The sequence below is a fragment of the Streptomyces roseifaciens genome (assembly GCF_001445655.1).
GTDB classification, from domain to species: Bacteria; Actinomycetota; Actinomycetes; order Streptomycetales; family Streptomycetaceae; genus Streptomyces; species Streptomyces aureoversilis.
Genome location: NZ_LNBE01000004.1, coordinates 1,205,461 through 1,221,494, shown reverse-complemented (window position 1 = coordinate 1,221,494; position 16,034 = coordinate 1,205,461). Strand labels below are relative to the sequence as shown.

At 73.4% G+C, this 16,034-nt stretch carries 15 protein-coding genes and 1 pseudogene; 3 read left to right on the top strand and 13 right to left on the bottom strand.

Annotation, left to right across the window (positions count from 1 at the left end; translation table 11 throughout):
- Positions 1-125: 125 nt before the first annotated feature.
- Together AS857_RS22585 and AS857_RS22580 are read right to left on the bottom strand one after the other, a co-directional pair.
- A pseudogene (locus AS857_RS22585) lies at positions 126-1,671 on the bottom strand (carboxyl transferase domain-containing protein); the annotation flags it as partial.
- A 4-nt stretch (positions 1,672-1,675) separates the two neighbouring features.
- Positions 1,676-2,137 (bottom strand): Lrp/AsnC family transcriptional regulator, encoded by a 462-nt coding sequence (locus AS857_RS22580; RefSeq protein WP_058045093.1) that lies wholly within the window; start codon positions 2,135-2,137, stop codon positions 1,676-1,678.
- A gap of 81 nt (positions 2,138-2,218) precedes the next feature.
- Between AS857_RS22580 and AS857_RS22575 the strand changes: the two genes are divergently transcribed.
- Positions 2,219-3,505: an APC family permease gene (locus AS857_RS22575; RefSeq protein ID WP_173864795.1), complete on the top strand. Its 1,287-nt coding sequence runs from the start codon at positions 2,219-2,221 to the stop codon at positions 3,503-3,505.
- A gap of 44 nt (positions 3,506-3,549) precedes the next feature.
- On the opposite strand, the gene AS857_RS22570 is transcribed toward AS857_RS22575, so the two are convergent.
- Positions 3,550-4,119, bottom strand: coding sequence for a hypothetical protein (locus tag AS857_RS22570; protein ID WP_058045092.1), 570 nt, complete (start codon positions 4,117-4,119; stop codon positions 3,550-3,552).
- A gap of 296 nt (positions 4,120-4,415) precedes the next feature.
- Here AS857_RS22570 and AS857_RS22565 point away from each other — a divergent pair, with 296 nt between their 5' ends.
- Positions 4,416-5,495, top strand: coding sequence for a type III polyketide synthase (locus tag AS857_RS22565; protein WP_058045091.1), 1,080 nt, complete (start codon positions 4,416-4,418; stop codon positions 5,493-5,495).
- A gap of 142 nt (positions 5,496-5,637) precedes the next feature.
- On the opposite strand, the gene AS857_RS22560 is transcribed toward AS857_RS22565, so the two are convergent.
- The 9 genes from AS857_RS22560 to AS857_RS22520 all read right to left on the bottom strand — a co-directional run bounded on the left by AS857_RS22560 (position 5,638) and on the right by AS857_RS22520 (position 14,480).
- Positions 5,638-6,105 carry a hypothetical protein gene (locus AS857_RS22560; protein WP_058045090.1) on the bottom strand — a complete coding sequence of 156 codons (468 nt, stop codon included), beginning with the start codon at positions 6,103-6,105 and terminating at the stop codon, positions 5,638-5,640.
- A gap of 87 nt (positions 6,106-6,192) precedes the next feature.
- The gene (locus AS857_RS22555) at positions 6,193-6,417 is read right to left on the bottom strand and encodes a DUF397 domain-containing protein (protein ID WP_058045089.1); all 225 of its coding nucleotides are present in this window, start codon (positions 6,415-6,417) and stop codon (positions 6,193-6,195) included.
- Positions 6,418-6,515: 98 nt separating this feature from the next.
- On the bottom strand, positions 6,516-7,373 hold the full coding sequence (locus tag AS857_RS22550; RefSeq protein ID WP_245700417.1) for a helix-turn-helix domain-containing protein: 858 nt from the start codon (positions 7,371-7,373) through the stop codon (positions 6,516-6,518).
- Positions 7,357-7,866, bottom strand: coding sequence for a DUF6879 family protein (locus AS857_RS22545; RefSeq protein ID WP_058045087.1), 510 nt, complete (start codon positions 7,864-7,866; stop codon positions 7,357-7,359). The genes AS857_RS22550 and AS857_RS22545 overlap by 17 nt, the downstream gene beginning before the upstream one ends.
- On the bottom strand, positions 7,850-8,044 hold the full coding sequence (locus AS857_RS22540) for a hypothetical protein (RefSeq protein ID WP_058045086.1): 195 nt from the start codon (positions 8,042-8,044) through the stop codon (positions 7,850-7,852). Before AS857_RS22540 ends, AS857_RS22545 begins: the two co-directional genes overlap by 17 nt.
- 119 nt (positions 8,045-8,163) lie before the next feature.
- Positions 8,164-8,673: a ribonuclease FAU-1 family protein gene (locus AS857_RS22535; RefSeq protein ID WP_058045085.1), complete on the bottom strand. Its 510-nt coding sequence runs from the start codon at positions 8,671-8,673 to the stop codon at positions 8,164-8,166.
- Between the two features lie 43 nt (positions 8,674-8,716).
- Positions 8,717-9,616, bottom strand: coding sequence for an esterase/lipase family protein (locus AS857_RS22530; protein ID WP_058045084.1), 900 nt, complete (start codon positions 9,614-9,616; stop codon positions 8,717-8,719).
- A 197-nt stretch (positions 9,617-9,813) separates the two neighbouring features.
- Entirely contained in the window at positions 9,814-10,932 is a 1,119-nt protein-coding gene (locus AS857_RS22525) for a DNA polymerase Y family protein (RefSeq protein ID WP_079110572.1), read from the bottom strand.
- The gene (locus AS857_RS22520) at positions 10,929-14,480 is read right to left on the bottom strand and encodes a DNA polymerase III subunit alpha (protein WP_058045083.1); all 3,552 of its coding nucleotides are present in this window, start codon (positions 14,478-14,480) and stop codon (positions 10,929-10,931) included. Before AS857_RS22520 ends, AS857_RS22525 begins: the two co-directional genes overlap by 4 nt.
- A gap of 171 nt (positions 14,481-14,651) precedes the next feature.
- Between AS857_RS22520 and AS857_RS22515 the strand changes: the two genes are divergently transcribed.
- Complete coding sequence (locus AS857_RS22515) at positions 14,652-15,677, top strand: YhgE/Pip domain-containing protein (RefSeq protein ID WP_058045082.1); 1,026 nt, start codon at positions 14,652-14,654, stop codon at positions 15,675-15,677.
- 20 nt (positions 15,678-15,697) lie between these two features.
- On the opposite strand, the gene AS857_RS22510 is transcribed toward AS857_RS22515, so the two are convergent.
- On the bottom strand, positions 15,698-16,024 hold the full coding sequence (locus AS857_RS22510) for a cupin domain-containing protein (protein WP_058045081.1): 327 nt from the start codon (positions 16,022-16,024) through the stop codon (positions 15,698-15,700).
- Positions 16,025-16,034: the final 10 nt, after the last annotated feature.

Below are 16,034 nucleotides of genomic sequence, written 5' to 3'. Positions count from 1 at the left end.
TGCGCCGAGAGCGGTCATTTCGGCCCCGAGAAGGGCCCCGAGGCGCGGCAGAAAATCGTCGGTCGCCGACGACTCCGCCGCCGAAGACGCTGCAGACGCCGGAGACGCCGGAGACGCCGCGCCGCCGTCCGGCTCCTCGACCACGAGGTCCACGATCCCGTGCGCCAGGAGGTCCGCGGAGCGTACGCCCTGCCGGGCGGCCACCTCGTCGGCGCGGTCCGTCGTGCGGTACAGGATCGCCGAGGCACCCTCCGGCGGCAGCGGGGACAGCCACGCGTGCCGGGCCGCGACGACCCGGTCCGCAGGGAGCAGCGCGAGCGCGGCGCCGCCCGCTCCCTGCCCCAGCAGCAGGCACAGCGTCGGCGCCGGCAGGGTCACCAGATCGGCCAGGCAGCGGGCGATCTCCCCGGCCAGGCCGCCTTCTTCGGCCTCCCGCGACAGCGCCGCGCCCGCCGTGTCGACCACGGTGAGCAGCGGCAGGCCCAGCTCGGCGGCGATCCGCATCCCGCGCCGGGCCGCGCGCAGACCGGCCGGCCCGAGCGCCTGCCCGGCGGCGGGCACGCCGGTGGTCCCCGTAGCGCTGCGGCCGTCATGACGGCTGCCGCGGTCATGACGGCTGCCGCGGTCGTGGCCGAGCACCACGCAGGGCGTGCCGCCTACGCGGGCGAGCGCGAGGAGCAGCCCCGGGTCGCGCTCCCCCGCGCCCGTACCGCTGAGGAGGGTGACGTCGGTGGCCGCGGCGTCCAGCAGCTCGCGCACGCCGGGCCGTTGGGGGTCGCGGGAGCGGCGAATCGATTCGGCGGCGGAGGGGACGGCGGGGGGCATGGTCGCCATGGGGTGCTCGCCGGACCGCCGCACATCGGAACGCACACCGGAACGCACACCGGACCGCGCACCGGATCGGTCGTCGTCGCAGAGCACCGCCAGCGCCCGGCCGACGATCCCCGGCAGCTGCTCGGCGGCCAGGACCGCGTCCACCAGGCCGTGGGCCAGCAGGTTCTCCGCGAGCTGGACCCCGGGCGGGAACTCCTCGCCGTACAGGGCCTCGTGGACGCGCGGGCCCAGGAAGCCGATGAGGGCGCCCGGCTCGGCGGAGGTGAGGTGGCCGAGCGAGCCCCACGAGGCGAGGACGCCGCCCGTCGTGGGGTGCCGGAGGTGGACGAGGTAGGGCAGGCCCGCCGCCTTGTGGTCGGTGATGGCGGCGGCGACCTTGACCATCTGCAGGAAGGCCACCGTGCCCTCCTGCATCCGGGTGCCGCCCGACGCGGGCGCCGCGAGCAGCGGCAGCCGCTCGGCCGTGGCCCGCTCCACCGCCCGGACCAGCCGCTCCCCCGCCGCGACGCCGATCGACCCGGCCAGGAACCGGAACTCGCAGGCCACGACGGCCACTCGGCGGCCGCCGACCCGCCCCTCGCCGGTGACGACCGACTCGTCGAGGCCGGTGCGCTCGCGCGCGGCGAGGAGGTCGGCGCGGTAGGCGGGGTCGTCCGTCGTGACGCCGACGGGCTCGTCCCAGCAGTGCCAGCTGCCGGGGTCCACCACCGTGCGGATGAGGCCGAGGGCAGGGGTACGGGGCCTGCCGGCGTCCGTGGGCCTGCCCGGATCCGTAGGGCTGCCCGGGTCCGTAGGCCTGCTTGCGTCCGTAGGGTTGCCGGGGCTGCTTGCGTCCATGCCGTCACCCTGCCACGAGCGGCCCCACCACGTCCTTGGTCACGTGCTGGTAGATCACGGAGCTGCGGAAGTCCACGACCTCGCGGCGCCCGGAGAAGCGGTCCATGAGGAGGCTGTGCAGGTCGTCGACCTCGGGCACGGCGACGTGGACGAGGAAGTCGTCGCCGCCCGCGACCACGTACACGTTGAGCACCTCGGGCAGCCCGATGAGGTACGCCTTGAAGCCCTCGATGACCTCCCGGCTCATCGGCCGGATCCGCACCGAGAGCAGCGCCTGCACCGGCCGCCCCAGCGCCCGCAGGTCGACCGTCGCGCGGTACCCGGTGATCACCCCGCGCTGGCGCAGCGCCCGCACCCGCTCCAGGCAGGTGGAGGGGGCGATGCCGAGCGTGCGGGCGAGGTCGCGGTTGGTCTGCCGTGCATCGCGCTGCAGTTCCCTGACGATCGCCGAATCTATGTCGTCCATAAGGGCACATGATGCCGCACGCACCGAATTTCGTTCGGCGAGTCCCCTCATCTGCCACTTCTGCAGCTAACTTCAGCCCCCGTGACCGTACGAACCACCCATACCTCCGCCCCTGCCCGGCCGTCCGTTCGGCGGCTGGGCATAGGCAGCGGCACGGCCCTGTGCGCCGGCGCCGTCCTCGGCCCCGGCGTCCTGGCCCTGCCCGCCCTGGCCGCCGACGCGGCCGGCCCGGCCTCGATCCTGGCCTGGCTGGTCCTGCTCGTGACGAGCGTGCCGGTGGCGCTCTCGTTCGCCGCGCTGGGCGCCCGGTACCCGGACGGCGGCGGCGTGGCGACCTTCGTCCACCGGGCGGCCGGGCCGCGCGCCGCGGCGGCGGTCGGCTGGTGGTTCTACGGGGCCGTGCCGATCGGCGTCGTGGCGGCGGCCCTCATCGGCGGTCAGTACGTGGCGGGGGCGCTCGGCTGGGGATCCGCCGCGGCCACGGCGATCGGAGCGGTGGTCATCGCGGCGTCGTTCGCGGCCAACTGCGCTGGCCTGCACCTGTCCGGGCGGGTGCAGCTGCTGCTCGTCGCCCTGCTGGCGGCGGTGCTGCTGGGCGCGGCGGTCGCGGCGGCGCCGCACATGACGTCCGCGCACTTCACGCCGTTCATGCCGCACGGCTGGGGCTCGGTGGGCTCGGCGGCGGGCGTGCTGTTCTTCGCCTTCGCGGGCTGGGAGGCGGCCAGCCACCTGTCGGGCGAATTCGCCGACCCGGTCCGCGACCTGCCGAGGGTGACGGTGTACACCCTGGCGGCCGTCTCGATCCTCTACCTCGTCCTGGCCGTGACGACGATCGGCGCCCTCGGCCCGGCCGCCGCCGGCACGGACACCCCGCTGACCGACCTGCTCGCGCAGAGCGCGGGCACGGCCGCCCGGCCGATCGCCGCGGTGGCGGCCCTGTTCCTGACCTTCGGCGCGGTCAACACCTACCTCGCGGGCGCCTCCCGGCTGGGCGCGGCCCTCGGCCGCGACGGCGCCGCCCCGCGGTGGCTGGCCCACGGCGGCGGCGCGGGCGAGGTGCCGCGGCGCAGCCTGGCGGTCCTGGCGGTCGCCTGCACGGGGGTCGGCGTGATCGCCTCCCTGGGCACGACGGACCTGGACGGCCTGATGCGCGCGACCTCCACCTGCCTGGCCTCGGTCACCCTGGCCGGCCTCCTCTCGGCCCTCGCCCTCCTCCCCCGCCGGACGTGGCTCTGGTACGCGGCGATCGCCAGCTCCGTCCTCACGGCGGGAGTGCTGGTCTTCTCGGGAGTGCTGCTGGTGATACCGGTGGTGCTGGCGATGCTGTCGTGGGGCTTCACGACGTTCGCGGGGCGGCGGCGCGGCTAGGCTCCGAAAGGGGACACGGACGCCGAAGAGGCGTCAAAGAGGCCTCAGGGGTGGATGCTCAGGTGCGTGAACGCGGTGGTGTGCCGGATCCCGTCGGCGAGCACACAGTCGGTCGGCAGGCTGCCGGGCACCGTCTGAATGGTCTTCTCGGCGACCGACCCCTTGCCTCGCCCGGAGACGACCACGCCCGAGAGCCTCGCGGTGTTGAGGCCCAGAACCCGTAGGGAAGGGCCGGAGTGGTAAGCGATGACCGCCTTGCTGCCATCCGCGTAATGCAGGGTCTCCTCTGATTTGTTCCACGCGAGGAGCAGGCAGGTGCCGGCCGTGGCGCCCTCGGTGTGGTACTTGGCGGTGGTGCTGCGGCCTGACGCGTCCGTGCAGTGATAAGCGCCGTCGACGGTGACCTTCGAGGCCTCGGAGGAGAGACCGAGACCCGGGCCGTAGGTGATGTTCTCCTGACCCGTGCAGTCCTGGATGGAGTGGTCGTGCGCGGGGCGGTCATGGGTGATGTCGGCCTGGGCGGTACGGGCTTGGGCCGTCGGCGCCCAGCCGACGCTCGCCGCGACCAGGGTGAGGGAGGACAGAGCCATCCCGATGCCACGCTTGCCGATCATGGGTACCTCTTCGCTTCCGGTGCGTGCGCCGGCCCTCGGCGCGGTTACCGGCACCTTGGCTACCCCGGGCGTCTCCGGTTCCACCGCTTTCCACCGCCTTCCCCGCGGCACCGAAAGCATCACAGTGCCTTCCACGCCGCAGTACACGCCCTCACGCCCGGCTTCACGCCCTGCCGGACCGGGCCGCACGCGCGTCACGGTGGGGCCCGACCGTGCGAGGGAATCCATGCGAAGGAAACCGCGCGGGAGAAACCGTGTGAGGGAACCGTGCGGAAAGCGGCAGAAGGAGACGGCCCATGAGCGACGCGAGCCCGGCAGCTCCCCGGGTGGCCTCCGTCGCGGTGTCCGCACCGCCGCACCGGCACCGCCAGCGGGACATCGCCGCCGTGTTCGCCGGGGCGTTCCTCTCCGCCGATCCGGCGCTCCGCCGGCAGTTCACCGGCATCGCCGCCCACACGGGCATCGAGTACCGCAACCTCTCCCTGCCCCTGGCCGAGTACCCCCGGCCGCGCACCTTCACCGAGTACAACGAGGTGTGGGCCGCCACCGCGCGTCAGGTCGGGCAGGAAGCTCTCGCCCGGGCCCTCGGGGCGGCGGACGTACGGCCCGAGGAGGTCGGGGCCGTCGTCACCACGACCACCACCGGGGCCTCCGTCCCGTCGTTCGACGCCGAACTCGTCCAGCGCGTGGGCCTGCCGCAGCACGTGGCGCGCATGCCGATGCTCGGCCTCGGCTGCGCGGGAGGCGCCGCCGGCCTGTCGAGAGTGCACGACTATCTGAAGGGCCACCCGGACCAGGTGGCCGTCCTGGTCTCCGTGGAGCTGTGCTCGCTGAACTTCCAGTACGCGGACGCCTCGGTCGCCAACCTCGTCGCGACCAGCCTGTTCGGCGATGCCGCGGCCGCCGCCGTGGTCCTCGGCGCCCACCGGGCCCGGGAGACCTCCGGCCCCGCGCTGCTGGCGACCCGCAGCCGCCTGCACCCCGGGACCGAGCACCTCATGGGCATGCGCCTGGGCACCGACGGCTTCGCCGTGTTCCTCTCCCCGCAGGTCCCCGACTTCATCGAGAAACACCTCCCCGGCGAGGTCCACGACTTCCTCGCCGGCCGCGGACTGACCGCGAACGACATCGCCACCTGGGTCTGCCACCCCGGCGGCCCGAAAATCATCGAGGCCCTCGCCCGCTCCCTCGACCTGCCGCCCGCCGCCCTCGCCCACAGCCGGGCCTCCCTGGCCGACCACGGCAACATCTCCTCCGCCTCCGTGCTCGACGTCCTCGCCAGAACAATGACCACCCCGCCGCCCCCGGATTCCCCCGGCCTCCTCCTCGCCCTCGGCCCGGGCCTCACCAGCGAACTGGTACTCCTCGGCTGGTGACGGGGTGCGGTGCAGGGCGGCCCCGCTCACCCTGCGGGCTGTCGTGGACGAGGCCGCCTTGCGGCGGACGACCGGGGCGTGGGCCGCTTTCGTGTCCCATGTGAAGGGGACGGACCTGCCGCGCTGAGTACGGGCGCAGCGGCTACCCGGCCGGGCACGGCTGGTCCGCCATCGCACGGTTCGGAGAGCATGTCACCAAGGCCAGGGACAGGAACACCGGTCGTTCCAGGTAGAAGCCGTGGGAGACGTCCCCGCCCCACCCCAGCCGCTCGGCCGCAGCGGCAACGAGGGCGGCCTGCCACGCACTCCCCCTGTCGGCCTTCGCCGCGAAGCGGGGCGCGTGTTCCACCAGGCGGTCGCCGAGCCACGCCGCCGCCCGCTCGGGATCGTCCCAGGTCCCGCGTACGAACGCGGCCGGTTTCAGGAGCCAGTGCGCCGTCTGCATCGGCGGGACCCCCGTCACCCGCCACTCCGTGACGGCTTCCCGGTACCGCTGGATGACCTCAGGGGGACTCGTGGAGGCGGGCTCCGTGGACGACGGAGGGCGCCGGACGCTCTCCTTGTCGTGGACCGCTTTGTCGCCGGTCCAGAGATATCCGTGGAAGTGCAAGGGGCTCTACCCGTTCGGCGTCAGCGCAGTTGGAGGTGGCCCCCGCCCTCCCCGGAGAGCGAAGGCCACCGGTCGATGAGCGGCCGGTCAGGCCGAGAGACCGAAACGGGCCGGATCGATGCCGGCCGCGCCGAGTTCGGCACCGGTGAACCTCAGCGGAGCCACGTCGGGCCGCTTGCTGTCGCCGAGGGCGTAAGCGTCCTCACCGATACGGGCGAGGGTCACGCACGATTCACCGTCCGGGTGGGTGTTCCCCCCGCACGCCTTCGAGAACCGGGCGCCTTCGAGCGGCAGGCCGTACAGGTCAGTCATGGAAAACCTTCCTGATGGTCGGGGTGGACACCGCACCGGGCTTTTCGATGTCCGCTGTCATCGACCATGTTTCTACGACCTGCGACTCGCGAGAACCCTTAGTCACGTAGACGCATGAAGTCCTCGGCGGCCCCTGTGAGGAATGCTGTTGCATCCGCTCCCGTGAGGGCACATCCGAGGAATAGTTCGAACAGCTCCACGTGATGGGAGATGTCCCGGGGATCACGCAATACGACTTCACCCGAGAACAGTTCGACGGTGACGAGCCGGTCGTCGTAGACCACGAAGATGTTCATGGGCGTACCGGGGACCCGGGCCGCCCGGGGAATGACCGCAAGCTCGACGTTCGGCCTCCGGGACACCTCGGCCATGTGCGCGCACTGCGCCGCCATGACCTCATGGTCCGCCCTGCGCCACCGCACCGCCTGCTCCGTGAGCAGGAACGTGAAGTGACGCGATTGATCGTCCAGGATGGCCTGACGGTCCATGCGTGCCTGTACGGCTCTGGCGACATCCCTGGCGGGGTCACTCTTCACCGCCTTCGCCAGGGTCTGCTCTGCGTACTGCCGGACGTGCAGCAGGCCCGTGGGAATGGCCGGAAGAAAGTGCCGCATCACTCGCGACGTCGATTCCAGCGCCTTCAATTCGGCCTGTTTCCGGTACAGGCCGACACGGGCGTATGTCCGCCAGGATGCATAGTCGACATTCGCCCTGCGAGCCAGCTTCAGCAGTTCGTCCGCGACTTCCGCAGGCACTTGGAGAGCGGTCAGGATCCGCTGGACGTCGATGACGGTGGGCAGCGCCCGGCCGGTCTCTATTCGACTGATCTTCGTCTGACTCATATTGCAGCGCACGGCAAGGCGTTCACCACTCAGCCCGGCCGCCTCGCGGAGGCCCCGTAGCGCCTCCGCGAGGTCTTTTCGCTCTCTTGCTTGATGCTCAGGCTCGATAGTCACGGAAGGGAACTGAGTTTTCCAGGGCGAGGTCACGCCATGCGAGGTACTTGCCGAGGTCGGGCGACCGGATCAGTTCCCGGTTGATCTGGGTCCCGTCCGGCCGGTAGTTGAGGTGCACCACGGTCGTCTCGTCGAACAGCCAGAAGTCTTGATCCGGTAGCCCCGGATCCCTGTCCGTCAGGTCGAGGACGCGGATGTCCTCCCCGGCCCGGATGTTGCCCGGGATACCCCAGGCGAACTGATATTTCTGGTAGCTCGTGAGCGGCCGGCGCACCACCCTCACCCGGCCGAACGTCCTGCCGGCCTTCACGGCATCCCGGACGGTCACGTGCCACTTGGCGTTGTGGTCATCAGGCTTGGGCTCTCCCCGAAGGAAGCGGGCCAGACTCTCGGCCTCCGCCGGCATGGCGTAGGCCGGCTGCGCTTCGAGCCGCCACGCGGACCGTTCGAAGTCACGGAAGTACGCGGCCCACGCATCACCATCCAAGAGCACGAGCGGCCTCCCTCAGCACACGCTCAGGGATCGTCACGACTGCCTCGCCCTCGGGAGCCGGGTGGTCGGTCAGATATCCCTGTACCGCGATCTTTCCGGGCTGGTCCGTGGTGAAGACGTTGGCGCAGTCGCCGGAGTCACAGTCCGGGTCTTCCCCGGCGACCTTGGTCAGCTTCATGCGAGCCCCTCCCTTGCCGTCGGCAGCAAGCTACGGAGGGGGTTGCCCCTGATCAAGGGGAATGAGCCCTCCAGTCACGTTCTCGCATAGATTCCTGCCCCAGGTGGGGCGGCGCAGGGCTACCGGCCCAGCAACCCCGTCAGCCCGCCCGCACGCGCCACCCGCTCCAGTTCGTCCAGGGCCGCGCGGGCCCGGTCCGCCGCTGCCGGGTCGTGCTCCTCCAGGCCGCTCTCCTCGAACTCGTCCTCGTCCAGGCGGAGCACCGTGGTGCCGTCCGCCGAGACCCACAGGTCGAGGTCCAGGTCGGTGGAGACGACGCCGTCCGGGGTGATCCGTGCGGGGCGGGTGATGTCGCAGTACCAGCCCTTCAGGGTGCCGTCGGCGGTGCGGACCTCCTTGACGGCGTACCAGCGGTCGCGCCAGTAGTGCTCGGTGAAGACGTCGCCGCGTTCGAAGCGGACGAAGCCGAAGTCCCGGTCCGAGGGGGCCGCCCACGGCGCGCGCACGACGGCGTGGGTGCCGTCGTCGCGGACGACGACCGCGGGGTAACCGATGCCGGACCGGGACTCCTTGACCAGGGTGACCGTCACGTCGCCACCGGCCTGCAGAACAGTGTTCGAGGTGCTCATGAGGGTTGAGACTTCCCCATGGGCGGCGCCGGGGCCAGCGGTTTTAGCCGATGACGGACGCGCAGGTGGTCGGGGTGGCGTGCTCCGGGTCGAGGGCGTTGGCGACCTCGTGGGCGACGATGCGGTCGACGGTGCCGATCGCGATGTGCTCGGAGAGGTCCACGGAGCACAGGTCCTGGAGCAGGATGTTGCGCACGTCGGGTCCGGTCAGGTAGCCCGAGGTGTACGGCGTGACGACCTCGTCGTACTTGGTCGCGATGACCGTGTAGCGGACGCCCGGCACGGTGTCGGGGACGGAGTTCATGCGCTTGAGGTAGTCGGAGCCGATCGCCTGGTCGGTGAGGCCGGGGGTCATGCCGCCGAGCGCCTTGCGGGCTCCGGGGATCTTGTCCATCAGGGTGACCAGGCCCGACAGCGTCGTGCCGTGGTTGTTGGGGGCGATGCCGGTGAGGGAGTTCACCTTGTCCTTGCCGCCCAGGAAGTTGAGGTAGTAGCGCGGCATCGCGCCGCCCTGGGAGTGGCCGACGATGTCCACCTTGTCCGCACCGGTGGCGTCGCGGACCTTGTCGACGTACGCGGAGAGCTCCTCGGCCGACTTCGCGATCGGGCCGAGGCCGTAGAAGACCGGCACACCGGGCAGCTTGCCGTAGTCGAGGGAGAATACGCAGTAGCCGCGGTTCTTCAAGTAGGGCGCGAGGACGAGCCAGTTGTCCCAGGAGTTGCCGAGGGTGCCGTGCACGAGGACGACGGGGCGCGGGTGGGCGGCCGACGGCTTGCAGGAGTAGTCGTTCCAGCCGCTGCTGACGGTCGTGCCGGAAGCGGCAGCGGCGCGGGGCTCGGGGGACGGGGCGGCCGCGGCCCCGGGGGCGGTGAGGGCGGTGGCCGAGAGGGCGAGAGCCAGTGCGGGGAGCAGGGTGCGCAGGGGTCTCCAGGGCAGCTTCATATGAACACCTCGCTGGTGGGGGATGGTCCCGGCGGTGGGCACACGGGTGACCAGGAACAGGAATGGGCTGAAAAGCCGTTAACTTACCTGCGGGTAAGAATGCGTGGATCTTCCTTGATCGGTCAAGGAATACGACACATGTTTTTCATGTGCGGGACGCCGGTCCGCAACAAGGGACCAGCCCCCGCCTGCCCCGCTCAGGCCACGTCCCGCCGCTTCCCCTGCGCCCGCGCGGCCGCCGGCCCCCGGACCGCCGCCGCCGGACCCACCGCGGCCGGCCCGAAGCGGGCCCGCGCCCGGTCGACGGCCGCCTCGATCCGGCGCGCCTTCTCGTCGGCGGGGTCGAACGACAGCTGGTGCGCGGCCGATCCGGCCTCGCCGAGGCCCTCCGCGCGCAGCGCCACGCTGCGGACCCGGGCGCGCTGCAGCCCGAGCGCGTCGTGCAGGGCGTACGCGGCCGAGGTCAGCGCGGGGGTGTGCGCGGTCGGCTCGGTGAAGGTCCGGGAGCGGGTGGTCGTCGACCCGTCCGCGTAGCGCACGGTGAGGGTCAGCCCCCGGGCGACCCGGCCGCTCTCCCGCAGCCGGCCGCCCAGCCCGTCGGCGAGCGCCAGCAGCGCGCGGCGGCGCCGGTCCGCGTCCAGCTCGTCCCTGCCGAAGCGGTGCTCCGCGGCCATCGAGCGGGCCCGCGCCCCCGGGGTGACGGGGGTCGGGTCGATGCCGCGCGCCCGTTCGTGCAGCCGCCGCCCGGCCGCGGGCCCCAGGATCCGCTGCAGCGCGGGCAGCGGCGCGGCGGCGATGCGGCCGACGCTGTCGAGCCCGTACGAGCACAGGGTGCGGGCGGTGGCAGGGCCCACGCCGTACAGGGCTGCGGCCGGTTTGCCCGCGAGGAACGCGGTCACGGCGGCGGGGTCCCCGGGCAGCGTGCGCACCGCGCCGGGCGGCCCGTCCTGCGCGGCCATCCGGGCCAGCATCGGGTTGCCCGCGATGCCGACCGTGCAGTCGGCCCCGTACCGCGCGAGGGCGCGTACCCGTACGAGCGCGGCGAGACCGGCGGGGCCGTGCCCGAAGTACCGTGTGGCGCCGCGCACTTCCATCAGCGCCGCGTCCGGCGGCACCGCCTGGACGACGGGCGTCACCTCGGTGAGCAGCGCGAGCAGGCCGTCGTAGGTCTCCTCGCCGAGGGGTGCGCCCGCCTCGGCGTGGAAGTGGACGTAGAGCACGGTGGGCGGGCCGGCCGGGGCGGGCGGGGCAGGCGGTCCGGGCAGGGCGTCCGGCGGCGGGTCCGGGACCGCGGCGAGCCGCGCTCGGGCGCTCATCCCGCGCTCCCCGGGCTCGCGTGCCACAACTTGCGGCCCGTGGCCGCGCCTTCGCCCGCGGGCCGGAGGTCCGCCCAGGGGTGCATGGCGTAGCCGGTGGACAGGCGGATGCGCCGCCCGGACGGCTCCGCGGCGGCGGCCGGGGCCGGTGCCGCGCCCTCGGCGAGGACCTCGGCCACCGCCTCCAGCCCGCCCTCCGCACGGAGCCTCGTCAGCTGCGCGAGGTCCCACGCCGCCGCACCCACCACGCTCAGGCTGCGCGGCCCGCGGCGCTGGACGACACCGCGGACGAGCAGCAGCCAGGAGTGGAAGAGGGTGTGCGCGCAGGCGGGGTGGCTGTCGTCGAAGAAGGCGCAGTCGACCAGGCCCGTACCGTCGTCGAGGGTGGTGAAGATGACGCGCCGGCCGGAGCGGATGGGTGGCGTTTGGGTGGCGGCCTTGGCGCCCGCGACCAGGACGGTCTCACCGTGCCGGACGTCGCGCAGCCGCCGGGCGGGCATCGCCCCCAGCTCGTCGAGGAACTTCCGGTGATCGGCCATCAGGTGGCGCGAGGCGTCCATGCCGAGCACGCTCAGCTCGGCGTCCAGGCGCTCGGCCGCGTCGAGGTCGGGCAGGCCGATGGGCTCGGCCAGGACGCCGTCGATCAGCGTGGGCTGGGCGGCGTCGGCGTGGTGCCGTCCCCGCGTCCCGTGGTGCAGTTCCGCGATGTGCAGCAGCAGGTCGCGGCGGTTGGTGCCGAAGGCGTCCAGCGCGCCGACCCGGGCGAGGCGTTCGGCGACGGGCCGGCCGGGGCGGGCGCGGTGCCACAGGTCGGGGAGGGAGGTGTACGGGCGGCCGGCCGTGATGCGTCCGGTCTCGGCCCGGGTGATGCCCTGCACGTCGGAGAGGGCCAGGCGGAGGCCCCACACGCCGGCGCCGGACCCCTTCCCGTCCGACCCCCTCGCGTCGGACACCAGTTCGATCGAATAGGTCGCGCCCGATCGGTTCACGTCCAGCGGCAGGATCGGCACGCCGCGCCGCCGCGCGTCCGCGAGCAGCAGCCGCTTGGGGTACATCCCCGGGTCGTGGGTGAGCAGCCCGGCGTAGAAGGCCGCCGGGTGATGGGCCTTCAGCCACGCCGACTGGTAGGTCGGCACGGCGAACGCGACGGCGTGCGCCTTGCAGAAGCCGTAGCTGCCGAACGCCTCCACGATCTCCCAGGTGCGGCGCACGGCGTCGGGCCGGTGGCCGAGTTTCGCCGCCTCCTCCGCGAACCAGACGCGCACCCGGCCCACCAGCTGCGGGTCGGACAGCGCGCGGCGCGTCTCGTCCGCGAAGTGCCGGTCGCAGCCGGTCATGACGTGCAGGATCTCGATGATCTGCTCGTGGAAGACGACCACGCCGTAGGTCTCGCGCAGCGCGTCCTCCAGCGCCGGGTCCGGGTAGCGCACGGGCGCGCGCCCGTGCCGGGCCGCGACGAAGGGCCGCACCATGTCGGCCGCGACCGGGCCCGGCCGGAAGAGGGAGATGTCGACCACGAGGTCGTGGAAGGTGGACGGCTGGAGCCGGCCGACGAGGTCGCGCTGGCCGGGCGACTCGATCTGGAAGCAGCCGAGCGTCTCGGTGGACCGGATCAGCTCGTACGTACGGGGGTCGCCCGGCGGTACGTCCGCGGGGTCGTCGAGGTCGATGCGCCGCCCCGTGGCCCGTGCGATCTCGGCCACCGCGTGCGCCATCGCGGACTGCATCCGCACGCCCAGCACGTCGAGTTTGAGCAGCCCGAGATCCTCCACGTCGTCCTTGTCGAACTGCGCCATGGGGAAGCCCTCGCCGCTGGTCGGCACGACGGGCGTACGGGCGCGCAGGGTCGCGTCCGACAGCAGCACCCCGCACGGGTGCATGGCGACGCCGCGCGGCAGCCCGTCCAGCGCCTCGACCAGCTCCCACAGCCGGCCGTGGTCCTCCGCGGCCACCCCGCGCAGCTCGGGCAGCTCGGCCAGGGCCGCGCGGGCGTCGCGGGCGCGGATGTGCGGGAACGCCTTGGCGAGCCGGTCCACCTCGGCCGGGTCCTTGCCGAGGGCCGTGCCGACGTCCCGGATCGCGTGCCGGACGCGGTAGGTCTCGGGCATGGCGACGGTCGCGACCCGGTCCGCGCCGAAGCGGTCGAAGATCGCGCGGTAGACGTCCAGGCGGCGCGCGGACTCCACGTCGATGTCGATGTCGGGCAGCGCCTTGCGGTGGACGGACAGGAAGCGCTCCATCAGCAGGCCGTGCTCGACCGGGTCGGCGTGCGCGATGCCGAGCAGGTGGTTGACCAGGGAGCCGGCGCCGGAGCCGCGGGCGGCGACCCGGACGCCGAGGGCGCGGGTGTCGTCCACGACCCGGGCGACGGTGAGGAAGTACGAGGCGAGGTTGCGCCCTGCGATGATCGCCAGCTCCTCCTCCAGCCGCTGCCGGTAGCGGGGCCGCCGGTCGTACCCGCGCAGCACCATGCCCGCCGTGCAGCGGGAGCGCAGCACGCGGTCGGCGGTGCGGCGCCCGGCGCCGACCAGGTGCGCCTCGGGGAAGTGGACCTTGCCGAGGCCCAGGTCGTCCTCGGGGTCGACCAGGCACGCGGCGGCGGTCTCCTCGGTCGTGGCGAGCAGCCGGCGGGCCGCGTCCCGGCGGAGCCCGGCGGCCTCGGCGATCCGCTCGGCGAGGGCGGCCATGTCGCCGGGCCCCTTGAGCCAGCGCTCCCCGCTGTCGAGCGACTCCGGCCTGCGGGGGTCGATCGGCACCAGCCGGCGGGCCGCGTCCAGGACGTCGGCGACGGGGCCCTGCCCGGGGTCGGCGTAGCGCACGGCGTTGCTGAGGACGGCGGGGACGCCCTGCTCCGCGGCGAAGCCGACGGTACGGGCGGCCAGCCGCAGGGAGCCCGGGCCGGTGCCGGTGCGGCCGTGGCACACGGCCTCCAGCCGCAGGGCGTCACCGAACATTTCCCGCCAGGGCGCGAGCAGCCGGGCGGCCCGGTCGGGGCGGCCCGCGGCGAGCGCGCGGCCGGGCTCGGAGTCAGGGCCCAGGAGGACGTGGAGAGGGGTGCGGATGCCGGGGGCGGCAGCCGCCAGGTCCTCGCGGGTGAGCTCGGGGCGGGGGGAGGCGGCGTGCGCGTGGGTGGTGTTCGCACGGGTGGTGTCCGCATGGCTGGTGTCCGCATGGGCCGCGGAGACCAGTCCGCACAGGGCGGCCCAGCCGTGCGCGCCGTCCCGGGCGAGGAAGACCGCACGCGGCGCGGACTCGTCGACGAAGGCGCCGCCGCGTACGGGGGTGCGCTGCCGTTGCCGCTGCTGCGCGGACTGCCGGGGCAGCTCCCGCACGGCCAGGTTCACGCCGAACACCGGGCGCACCCCGGCCTTGGCGCTCGCCTTGGCGAACCTGACCGCTCCGGCGAGGGTGTCGCGGTCGGTGAGGGCGACGGCGTCCATGCCGCGCTCGGCGGCGCGCTCGGCCAGCCGCTCGGGGTGCGCGGCGCCGTACCGCATCGAGAAGCCGGATGCGGTGTGCAGGTGCGTGAACGTGTCGAGCCCGGTCATCGCACCTCCTGCCGTCCCTGTCACCCCCTGGCTGAAAACCGCCCTCTCCATCCACCATAAACCACTCTCTCGAACATTCGTACGAACACGTGTGCGGAGGCGAGCGAGGGGCGATCACCCGGACAGCCCGCACCGCCTGCGCAGGCCCCCCGCACCCCGCAGGCTCGGGACATGCCCTCATTCGCCCAGGAACTGCGCAGCGCGGTGACCGCCCGGGCCGCGGTCCTGGTGATCGGCGCCCTGGTGCTCCAGCTCGCCTTCATCGCCTCCTACGTCGGCGCCTTCCACGACCCACGGCCGAAAGAGGTCGCCCTGGGCCTCGTCGCCCCTCGGGCGATCGGCGGGCAGCTGGAGGAACGGCTCGACAGGCTGCCCGGGAGGCCCCTGGACGTGCGCACGGTGGACGGCGGCGAGGCGGCGGCCGTCGCGAAGATCCGCGAGCGCGACCTCGACGCCGCGCTCGTCGTCGACCCGCGCGGCACCACCGACACCCTCCTCGTCGCCGGCGGCGCGGGCGCCTCCCTCGCCCAGGCCACCGAGGCGGTGCTCACCCGGGCCGAGGCCGTGGAGGGCCGCACCGTACGGGTCAGGGACGTCGCACCCGCCGCGGCCGGCGACGCCCGCGGCCTGACCTCGTTCTACCTGGTGGTCGGATGGTGCGTGGGCGGCTACCTGTGCGCCGCGATCCTCGCCATCAGCGCGGGCGCCCGGCCCGCCAACCCCCACCGGGCCGTCATCCGGCTCGGCGCCCTCGCCCTCTACTCGGCGGCCGCCGGCCTGCTCGGGACCGTCATCGCAGGCCCGGTCCTCGACGCGCTGCCCGGGGGCATCCTCGGACTGTGGGGCCTGGGAACGCTGGTGGTCTTCGCCGTCGGAGCGACGACGCTCGCCCTCCAGGGCCTCGCGGGAATCGTCGGCATCGGCCTGGCCATCGCGATCGTGGTCGTCCTGGGCAACCCGAGCGCCGGCGGCGCCTACCCGTACCCCCTGCTCCCCCCGTTCTGGAACGCCATCGGCCCGGCCCTCCCCCCGGGCGCCGGCACCTGGTCCGCCCGCTCCCTCGCCTACTTCCACGGCAACGGCCTGACGGGCCCGCTGCTCGTCCTGTCGGCGTGGGCGGTGGCGGGGGCGGCGGTGACGATGGTGTGTGCGGGGGTGCGGAGGCAGGAGAGGAACGAACCCGCGGGCACGCCCTGACGAAGCCGGGCGGGCCGGGGCTACGGACGGGGGTCGAGTTCGTCGAGGTCGTCGAGCTCGACGATGACGAGGGTGCCGTGGCTTCCCGGGCGGACCGCGTGCGGTGTTCCCGCGGGGATCACGTGGAGCCCGCCTGCTTCGACCGGCACCGCCGCGCCCGCGACGTCGAGTTCGAGCCGCCCCTCCAGGACGAGCAGGGCTTCCGGAGCGTCGTGGCTCTCCTCCTCCAGGGGCAGTTCGTTCATGCGCAGCACCTTGATGCAGGCCGGGCCTACGTGCCCCAGCACGAGGGAGTTCCACTCCTGCTGCAGGGCCGCGGCGGTGTCGTTCACGTTGATCGTCGTCACGGCGAAGAGG